This is a genomic window from Streptomyces sp. NPDC004561 (assembly GCF_053602155.1).
Window position 1 is genome coordinate 1 of record NZ_JBSGDB010000416.1, and the last position, 7716, is coordinate 7716.

Consider the following 7716-nt stretch of genomic DNA (forward strand, 5'->3'; position numbering starts at 1 on the left):
GGATGCTGATCCCGGCGTTGGCGACCACCACATCCAGCCGGCCGTGCCCGGCGTGCACCCGGTCGACGGCCGTGCCGACGCTGGGCAGCACGGACACCGGCCGCCCGGCGAGGAACTCCGCGACGCCGTCCGGGTCCCTGGGCACGGCACACGTCACACCGGGCCGGGCGTCGCGCAGCGCCACACGGGCCAGCATCGGCCCCGGGCCCGCGCCGATGACACAGTCGACGCCGTACCGCGCGAGGGCCCGCACCCGGATCACCGCGGCCAGCTCCACCGCGCTGCGCCCGAAGTACCGCTCGGCGCCGCGCAGATCGGCCAGCGCCCCGTCCGGGGGCAGCGCCTCCACGACCGGGGTGAACTCCTCCAGCAGCCCGAGCAGCCCCGGCAGGGCGGCCTCGTACATCGGCGGCAGCTGGAAACGTACGCAGAGAATGGTCATCCCGCACTCCCCGGGCTCTGGTGCCACAACTTCCTTCCCACCGCGGGCCCTTCGCCCGCGGGGCGCAGATCGGCCCAGGGGTGCATCTCGTACCCCGTGGGCATGCGGATGGTCCGGCCCTCCATCGGGTCGGGGGCCGCCGAACCGGCCGGCCGGGGCAGCCCGTCCGAACCCGCGGCCCGTGCCCGGGCCGGCCCGTCGCCGTCGTCCGGCCCGGGGGCGTCCCCGGCGGCGCCGGGCGGTCCGGCCAGCCGGGCCGCGACCCCGTCCAGTCCTTCCGTGCGGCGCACCTCCAGCAGGTCGGCGAGGTTCCAGGCGGCGGAGCCCACCACGCTCAGGCTGCGCGGCCCGCGCCGCTGCACCACCCCGCGCACCAGCAGCAGCCAGGAGTGGAAGACGGTGTGGGCGCAGGCGTCGTGCGAGTCGTCGAAGAAGGCGAGGTCGACCAGGCCCGTGCCGTCGTCCAGCGTGGAGAAGATGACCCGCTTGCCGGACCGGATCGGCGGGGTCTGGGTGGCCGCCTTGGCGCCCGCGACCAGCACGGTCTCGCCGTGCCGGGCCTCGCGCAGCCGGCGCGCGCAGACCACGCCCAGCTCCTCGAGGAACTCCCGGTGGTCGTCCATCAGATTGCGCGAGGCGTCCATGGACAGCACGCCCAGCTCGGCACTGAGCCTCTCCGCCGACGTCAGGTCCGGCAGCCCCGCCGGCGCGGTCCTCCTGCCGCCCGCCAGCGGGAGCTGACCGCCGCCCGCGCCCCGGGCGCCCCGGTGCAGCTCGGTCAGGTGCAGCTGGAGGTCACGGCGGTTGGCGCCGAAGGCGTCCAGCGCCCCCACCTGGGCGAGCCGCTGGGCCAGCGGGCGGCTCGGCCGGGCCCGCTCCCAGAAGTCCAGCAGGGAGGCGTACGGCTGCCCGTCCGCGATCCGCCGCGCCTCGGCCTCGCTGATGCCGTGCACGTCGGAAAGCGCGAGCCGCAGCCCCCACACCTTCGGTGATTCAGACACCAGTTCGATCCGATGGGCGACCCCGGACACGTTCACGTCCAGCGGCAGGATCGGCACCCCGCGCCGCCGCGCGTCCGCCAGCAGCAGCCGCTTGGGGTACATCCCCGGGTCGTGGGTGAGCAGCCCGGCGTAGAAGGCGGCCGGGTGATGGGCCTTCAGCCAGGCCGACTGGTACGTGGGCACGGCGAAGGCGACGGCGTGCGCCTTGCAGAACCCGTACGACCCGAACGCCTCCACGATCTCCCAGGTCCGCCGGATCGTCTCCGCGTCGTAGCCGCGGGCCGCCGCGGTCTGCGCGAACCACACCTTGATCCGCCCCTGCGACTCCGGGTCCGACAGCCCGCGCCGCACCCGGTCGGCCTCGCCGCGCCCGCAGCCGGTCAGGACGGCGACGATGTCGATGACCTGCTCGTGGAAGACGACGACCCCGTAGGTCCCCTTCAGCGGTCCCTCCAGGTCCGGGTGCGGATAGCGCACCGGCGCCCGGCCGTGCCGCGCCTCGATGAACGGCCGCACCATGTCGGCGGCGACGGGTCCGGGCCGGAACAGCGAGATGTCCACGACCAGGTCGTGGAAGGTGCTCGGCTGCAGCCTCCCCACCAGGTCCCGCTGACCGGGCGACTCGATCTGGAAGCAGCCCAGCGTCTCGGCGGAACGGATCAGCCGGTACGTCTCCGGATCCCCCGGCGCCACCGCGTCCAGGTCGACCCGCTCCCCCGCCGCCCGCGCCACCTCGGCGACCGCGTGCGCCATGGCCGACTGCATCCGCACCCCCAGCACGTCGAGCTTGAGCAGCCCGAGGTCCTCCACGTCCTCCTTGTCGAACTGCGCCATCGGCAGCCCCTCCCCGCTGGTCGGCACCACCGGCGTACGCGCGAGCAGGGAGGCGTCGGAGAGCAGCACCCCGCACGGGTGCATGGCGACTCCCCGCGGCAGGGCGTCGAGCGCCTCGACGAGCTCCCAGAGCCTGCCGTACTTCTCCTGCTCCGCCGCGAGCCCTCTCAGCTCGGGCAGTTCCGCCAGCGCCGCGCGGGCGTCCCGGGCCCGGATGTGCGGAAAGGACTTGGCCACCCGGTCGATCTCGGCCGGGTCCATGGACAGGGCGGCGCCCACGTCCCGGATCGCGTGCCGCACCCGGTAGGTCTCCGGCATGGAGACGGTCGCGACCCGCTCCTCCCCGAACCGGCCGATGATCGCCCGGTACACCTCCAGCCGGCGCGCGGACTCCACGTCGATGTCGATGTCGGGCAGCACGACGCGCTCCTTCGACAGGAAGCGCTCCATCAGCAGCCCGTGCTCGACCGGGTCGGCATGCGCGATCCCGAGGAGGTGGTTGACGAGCGACCCGGCGCCGGAGCCGCGGGCGGCCACCCGGATCCCCATCTCCCTGACGTCGTCCACGACCTGGGCGACGGTCAGGAAGTAGGAGGCGAATCCATGGTGGGCGATGATGTCCAGCTCATGGTGCATCCGCTCCCAGTACCCACGTCTGCCGCCGTATCCGAGCCGCACCATCCCCGCCGCCGCCCGCGAGGCGAGCGCCCGCTGGGCGGTGCGGCGACCGGCGCCGACGAGATGCGGTTCGGGGAAGTGGACGGTGCCGATGCCGAGGTCGTCCTCGGGGTCGACCCGGCACTCGTCGGCCGTGGCCCGGGTCTGCTCCAGCAGCCGGTGGGCGGTGTCCCGGCGGAAGCCGGCCGCCTCCACCACCTGCTCGGCGACCCCCCGCATGGCCCGCGCGTCCTTCAGCCAGGCCGCCCCGGAGTCCAGTTCCCCGCGCGGGTCGACCGGGACCAGGCGGCGGGCGGCGTCCAGCACGTCGGCGACCTGCCCCATCCCGGGATCGGCGTACCGGACGGCGTTGCTGAGCACGGGCCGCACCCGCTGCTCGGCGGCGAAGCCGACCGTGCGGGCGGCGAGCCGCAGCGAACCGGGCCCCGTGCCCGTACGACCGTGCCACACGGCCTCCAGGCGCAGCGCGTCACCGTAGATCTCGCGCCAGGGCTCCAGAAGCCTCGCGGCCCGGTCGGGACGCCCCGCGGCGAGGGCGCGTCCGACGTCCGACCCCGGGCCGAGCAGTACGACGAGACCGTCGCCGTGGTTGCCGGCCCAGGGAAGCAGCGGAGCCCCCTCCCCCGCGTGCGCCGTCGTGACGAGCCGGCACAGATCGGCCCACCCCCGGGCGCCGTCCCGGGCGAGGAAGGTCACCCGGGGTGCCGATTCATCGACAAAGGCACCGCCCCGCACCGGGGTGCGGCGCCGGTCGCTCCGCACGGCCTCCGCCCCCACCGCCAGATCCACGCCGAACAGCGGGCGGACCCCCGCCCCGGCGCAGGCCTTGGCGAAGCGCACCGTGCCGGCGAGGGTGTCGCGATCGGTGAGGGCGAGGGCGTCCATGCCCCGCTCCGAGGCACGCTCGGCCAGCCGCTCCGGATGCGAGGCCCCGTACCTCAGGGAGAACCCGGAGACGGTGTGCAGATGCACGAAGCCCGGCACGCACACCTCCCGAACGACTATCGAACACTAGTTCCCAGCTTCCCCATCCCCACCATACCCCCATTCTCGAACAACTGTGCGACATCCGTTCGCCCGCCTCCCACCTGCGCAAACGCCCGTCCCCAAGATCACAAAGGGCCCGGCGGCCGGTGCCCGCGCCGAGACGGCGAAGCCCCGCCCCGGACACCCGGAGCGGGGCTCCCTGCGCAACCCGTCAGCCGATCTGCGTACCCGTGGCCGACAGGGCCGCGGTGACCGGCTGGAAGAAGGTCTGCCCGCCGGAGGTGCAGTCGCCGCTCCCGCCGGAGGTCAGCCCGATCGCGTTGCCGCCCGAGAACAGCGAGCCCCCGCTGTCACCGGGCTCGGCGCACACATCGGTCTGGATCAGTCCGCCGACCGTGCCCTCGGAGTAGTTCACGGTGGCGTTCAGACCGGTCACCGTGCCGTCGTGCACATGGCTCGTCGACCCGCTGCGCGTGACCTTCATGCCCACCGTGGCCTCGGCGGCCCCGGTGATCTTCTGGGTCGAGCCGTTGTACAGGTCGACCGCGCTCGGGTGGTCGGCCGTCGAGCTGTACTTGACCAGACCGAAGTCGGTGCCCGGGAAGTGGGACTCCGCGTTCCGCCCGATCTCCTTGCCGCTGGAGTCCGACCAGCTGGAGATGGCCGCGGTGCAGTGCCCGGCGGTCAGGAAGTACGGCTGCCCGCCCTTGACCACGTTGAAGCCGAGCGAGCAGCGCCCGCCGGAGCCGCTGATGGCGTCGCCGCCGGCGATGAAGGGCTTGAACTGCCCCTGGGACCGCTTCAGCTCGGCCTTGCCGCCGAGCCCGTCGACCACCTTGCTCAGCTTGGCCCACTCGGCGCCGGACACCGTCCTGTCGGCGGTGACGACGACCTTGTCGGACACGGGGTCCGTCGCCCAGGACGTGCCCGGGATGGTGGCGTCCTCCTTCAGCGCCGAACGCGCGCCGTCGAGTTCGGCGAGCGAGTTGGCGACGACTCTCGCCTTGGCCCCGGCCGACTCGACGGTCTTCGCGGCGGCCTGGTCGAGCACATTGACGACGAGGTTCTTCGCCTGGGCGTCGTAGTAGCTGCCCGCCGCGGCGGAGCCCAGGTCCGAACGGAGCGTCGAGGCAAGCGTTCCGGCCGCCGGAGCGGACAGGAGCCGCGGCTGCGCCAGGGACTTCGCGGGCTCGCTGGCGTTCGCATTCTGCAAGGTGACTCCCGCTGCGACCAGCGCGGCGATTCCCGCACCGGCCAGGGCGGCCCGCCGTCCGGGTATGCGTCGGTGTTTCAACTCACGTCCTCCTGTGGGGGGATGGCCGGTCGGGCGATGGGGACCCGACGGACCGGAAGGCTGGTTGACGGCCGCCCACTCTTCCGAACCGCACAGGGAGCACACAAGGCCGACTTCCGGACGCGCCCGGAGAGGGCTTGCGCGCCCCCCGCACACCCCCGTCACACTTGACTGTCCACGATCAAGTCAGGGAATTCGCGCTGCAAACACTACGTGCAAGTAACCTTCACCGGAACGTGACGAGCGGTCATGGCCGGTTCCTTGCCCCGCCGGACAGCGGCGAGCCCCGCACACACCCGTGTGTGCGGGGGCTCGCCGGGACGGGGGCCGGACCCGTCAGGGAAGCGTGACCCCGTAGTAGCTCAGCGCCTCGGTCACCGGCTGGAAGAACGTCGTGCCGCCGGAGGTGCAGTTACCGCTGCCGCCGGAGGTGAGCCCGTAGGCGGTGGTGCCGTTGTACAGCGGGCCGCCGCTGTCACCGCCCTCGGCGCAGACCGTGGTCTGGATCAGCCCGTACACGATGTCGCCGCCGCCGTAGTTGACGGTGGCGTTCAGCGCGGTGACCCGGCCGCTGTGCGTGCCGGTGGTGGACCCGCGCCGGTACACGGTCTGGCCCACACTGGGCGTCGCCGCCCTGGTGATGGACTGGCTGCCGACCGAACTCGGATGCGGGATCGAGGAGTTGGTGTACCGCACCAGTGCGAAGTCGTTGCCCGGGAAGCTGTAGCCGACGTTGGTGCCGAGCACCGTGCTGTGGCTGGAGTTGCTGTACCAGGTGGAGGCCACCTGGCCGCAGTGCCCGGCGGTCAGGAAGTAGTACGTGCTGCCGCTGTGCACGTTGAAGCCGAGCGAGCAGCGGTACTGGCCGCCGTAGATGGCGTCGCCGCCGCTGATCAGCTTGTTGAACCTGCCGGCGGTGTGCTTGATGGTGAGCGCGCCCGCATCGGCGCCCGCCTGCTTCCTGATCTTCGCTATCTCGGAGTCGGAGACCGTGCTGTCGACGGTGACGACGACCCGGTCGGTCCTGCCGTCGACCGCCCAGGCGGTCCCGGGGATGTCCGCCTTGAGGACGGAGCCACTGGCCTTGGTGAGCTGGGTGGCGCTGAACGTGTGGGCGTCGCTCGCGTTCGCCGTGGGGGCGGCGAAAGCGGCCGCGGCCAGGAAGCCGGCGGCCACGGCGATCAGCCGGGTCCGTCTAGCGGTGGCACTGCGGGGAGTGGTGCGCTTGATCCTCACTTTTCGTTCCCTCCAAGGGAAGTCGGGGGCCCGCGTGGGGTCAGGGCCCGGTGAGGCGCAGCCAGGGGGTGGCCGGATTCCGAACACGCATGCCCCTGACAAGCGCTGGGGGGAGTATTCGGCCGAACGACCGGTCGACACAAGGGCGCCTTTCGGCCGTTGGACTTTAAACCACCTTTGCTCGACGCTTCCTGACGCTCCGTCGGCGCCGGATCGACGCGCGCTCCCCCGCCTCGATCGGCACGTCCGGCGCGCCGCCCCGGAAGGGCTTCGTCACGCCATCACACGCGCCCCCTCGCACTCCGGCGAACACCGAAGGATCACCGCCTTGGTCCCCGCGTCAACGACGGCCGGTGCCGCGCCACCCGAAAGGGCAGCAGGCTTCGGAAAATCTCCCCGCCGGACAGGTCCGCCGGATCGGTCCGCCGGATCCGTGGAACCGGGATCGGGGACGGCCTTCCTGAGCTCCCGTCAGGACCGGGGCGGCCTCTGGTTCACCCGTACGCTCCGTGCATCACCCATCCGCCGACGACAATCATATTTCACTCACAGTCAGCAGCCGTATGAGTCGCGACCCTTGGGGCACAAGGACTCTCGACGGATCCGCTGTGCACCAGTACCGTCACAAACCCCCCGCGCGGCGACTATCCACTTGGCGCGCCGTCAGCATCATGGATGACCATAGGGATGCGGAAAGCAAGAGAGACCGCTGTGAGAGGAGGCGTCCATGGGATCGGTACGCAAGGCGAGTGCGTGGCTCGGCCTCGTCGACGACAACGATGACGAGCGCTACTACGACGACGACTACTCCGAGGGCACCGAGTCCGGGGACGCCTGGGTCACCGACCCCCGGGTGAAGGTGGCCACGGACACGGCCGAGGAGAAGGACCGCCGGATCGGCACGGTCACCCCGGACAGTTTCCGGGACGCCCGCGCCATCGGGGAGCTGTTCCGGGACGGGGTCCCGGTCATCATGAACCTCACGAACATGGAGTCCGGAGACGCCAAGCGGGTCGTGGACTTCGCCGCCGGGCTCATCTTCGGGCTGCGCGGCTCGATCGACCGCGTCTCGAACCGGGTGTTCCTGCTGACGCCCGCCGACACGGAGATCATCAGCGGCGAGGCGTCCTCCCACCGTGAGGACGGTTTCTTCAACCAGAGCTGAGGCAGGGCCGCTCACCGGCGTCGAACTCCTCACCGTGCGGCAGGTCCTGGAGGAGCTGGGCGGAGTCTCCCGCCGCACC

Annotated in this window: 5 protein-coding genes; 1 reads left to right on the forward strand and 4 read right to left on the reverse strand. The window is 72.2% G+C overall.

What is annotated here, in order from left to right:
* The 4 genes from ACWEN3_RS36155 to ACWEN3_RS36170 form a co-directional block, all read right to left on the reverse strand.
* The coding region (locus ACWEN3_RS36155; RefSeq protein WP_452979848.1) for a Y-family DNA polymerase at positions 1-442 on the reverse strand (442 nt) is incomplete at its 3' end.
* On the reverse strand, positions 439-3939 hold the full coding sequence (locus tag ACWEN3_RS36160) for a DNA polymerase III subunit alpha (RefSeq protein ID WP_452979851.1): 3501 nt from the start codon (positions 3937-3939) through the stop codon (positions 439-441). The genes ACWEN3_RS36155 and ACWEN3_RS36160, both read right to left, overlap by 4 nt.
* 214 nt (positions 3940-4153) lie before the next feature.
* Positions 4154-5236 (reverse strand): S1 family peptidase, encoded by a 1083-nt coding sequence (locus ACWEN3_RS36165; RefSeq protein WP_452979854.1) that lies wholly within the window; start codon positions 5234-5236, stop codon positions 4154-4156.
* Between the two features lie 336 nt (positions 5237-5572).
* Entirely contained in the window at positions 5573-6472 is a 900-nt protein-coding gene (locus ACWEN3_RS36170) for a S1 family peptidase (RefSeq protein ID WP_452979857.1), read from the reverse strand.
* A 727-nt stretch (positions 6473-7199) separates the two neighbouring features.
* Here ACWEN3_RS36170 and ACWEN3_RS36175 point away from each other — a divergent pair.
* Positions 7200-7637, forward strand: coding sequence for a cell division protein SepF (locus ACWEN3_RS36175; protein WP_452979860.1), 438 nt, complete (start codon positions 7200-7202; stop codon positions 7635-7637).
* Positions 7638-7716: the final 79 nt, after the last annotated feature.